The sequence below is a fragment of the Nocardioides sp. genome, from assembly GCF_041600255.1.
Taxonomy (GTDB): domain Bacteria; phylum Actinomycetota; class Actinomycetes; order Propionibacteriales; family Nocardioidaceae; genus Nocardioides.
The window spans coordinates 1-2,028 of record NZ_JBFIKK010000238.1 but is presented as its reverse complement, the minus strand read 5'-3'; the positions used below and the strand labels follow the sequence as shown (position 1 = coordinate 2,028).

Genomic DNA, 2,028 nt, shown 5'->3' with positions numbered 1-2,028 from the left:
GTGCTGGCCCCAGCCGCTGCGCACCAGGACGACATCGCCCGTGCGGATCTCCGTACCCTGCCGGGCGACGGTCGCCGCCAGGTCCGCGACGGAGATCTCCTCGCCGGCCTCGAGTCGTTCGACTCCGCGGGTCGCGGGGACGTCGAGCAGCACGCCCCGGCGCACCATCGGCTCGATGGTGTGGGCACCGAGCTTGAGGTAGCGACCGCCCTCGAGTGCCTCGGCGGCATCGAGCCCGCCGTGCAACCGGCCGTCCTGCGAGACGTGCGAGAGGGCGTCGATGTGGGTGCCGACGTGGGTCCCCATGGTGATGATGTCGTTGGCCGCGGAGCCGCCGTCGGCCCGCACCATGTCGCCGTGCCGGCGCGGCAGCGCGTGCCAGTACGCCGGGTGGTTCGGCGACTGTGGCATGCCGACTGTCAGGGGGCGGCCGAGGTCGTGGATCACGAGGCCGGCCTGCGCCGCCTCCAGCAGCGTCGCGGTCGTCTCCGAGACCTGGGGTGTGGTCATGTCACTACTCCTCGATCGCGCAGGTCCGCGATCTCCTGGGCGCTGAGGCCCAGGTCGCGCAGGACCGCGTCGGTGTCCTGGCCGTGTCCACGGCCGGTGAATCGGATGGCGCCGGGCGTCTGCGACATCCGCCACATCACGCCGTGCTGGATCATCGGGCCGAGGTCCGGGTCGTCGACCTCGCGCAGCATCCCGGTCTCGCGCACGTGCGGGTCCTCGACCAGGTCCCGGGCGTCGTAGATGGGGGCCACCGCGGCACCCGCCTCGGTGAACGCGGCGAGCACCTCGTCCCGGGTCCGTTCGGCGATCCATCCGCCGACCATGGCGTCGAGCTCGTCGCCGTGCTCGGCGCGGGTCGACCCGGCCGCGAACCACGGCTCGTCGACCACCTCCGGGTGACCGACCAGCTCCATGACCCGTTCGGCGATGCTCTGGGCGCTGGTGGAGATCGCGACCCACTGCCCGTCGGAGGTCCGGTAGGCGTTGCGCGGGGCGTTGTTCGTCGATCGGTTGCCGTGTCGCTGACCGACCTGACCGGTCTGGTCGTAGACGGTGGGTCCGGGGCCGACGGCGGTCATGATCGGCTCGAGCAGGTTGAGGTCGATGACCTGGCCGCGTCCGTGCTCGGGACCGGGGCGTTCGCGGGCCAGCAGGGCCATCGAGGCCGCCGACGAGGCGGCGATGCCGGCGATCGAGTCGGCCAGGCCGAAGGCAGGCAGGGTGGGTGGTCCGTCGGCCTGACCGGTCAGGTGGGCGAAGCCGCTCATCGCCTCGGCCAGGGTGCCGAAGCCGGCGCGCGCGGCGTACGGCCCGGTCTGCCCGAAGCCGGTGATCCGCAGGATCACCAGCCCCGGGTTGAGGGCGTGCAGCTCCTCGGGGCCCACGCCCCAGCGCTCGAGGGTGCCCGGACGGAAGTTCTCGACCAGTACGTCCGCGGTGGCGGCGAGACGCTTGAAGACCGCGGCGCCCGCGGGGTCGGAGAGGCTGAGCGCGAGGGTCTGCTTGTTGCGCGAGATCTCCTTCCACCACAGCGGGACCCCGTTCTTGGCGGGGCCGTGTCCGCGCATCCCGTCGACCTTGGTGGGGTGCTCGATCTTGATCACCTCGGCGCCGAAGTCGCCGAGGATCTGGCAGGCCAGCGGGCCGGCCAGGATGGTGGAGGCATCGATCACCCGGTAGCCGGCCAGGGGGCCGGCGGCCTCAGCGTCCTGCGGTGGGAGAGACATGTCTATATAATATAGACGATGTGGTTCTCGGTGGCGAGAAGGTCCGAAATCAGTCGAGCACCGACCCGGACCAGGCGGCCGCCGGGGTCAGCGGCCGACGGGTCGGCCGATGGGTCAGTGGGTCAGACGACGGTCCAGGTGTCGCCGCCGCTGATGAGGGCGGCGAGTCGGTCGGTGGGGGTGCCGGTGGTGGTGTTGCGGGCGGAGTGGTTCTGGTGGCGGGCTTGGTCGTCGTAGGTGGCGCGTTCGATCTGGCGGAAGATGCCGATGGGGGATTGGTTGAGGTAGCCGG

2 protein-coding genes are annotated in these 2,028 nt (G+C 71.5%); both read right to left on the bottom strand.

Going from position 1 to position 2,028, the window contains the following annotated elements; all coding sequences use genetic code 11:
• Positions 1–510: cyclase family protein (locus ABZE72_RS16725; protein ID WP_372730167.1), on the bottom strand; the 510-nt coding region annotated here is incomplete at its 3' end.
• Positions 507–1,736 carry a CaiB/BaiF CoA transferase family protein gene (locus tag ABZE72_RS16720; RefSeq protein ID WP_372730166.1) on the bottom strand — a complete coding sequence of 410 codons (1,230 nt, stop codon included), beginning with the start codon at positions 1,734–1,736 and terminating at the stop codon, positions 507–509. The genes ABZE72_RS16725 and ABZE72_RS16720, both read right to left, overlap by 4 nt.
• Between the last annotated feature and the right edge of the window lie 292 nt (positions 1,737–2,028).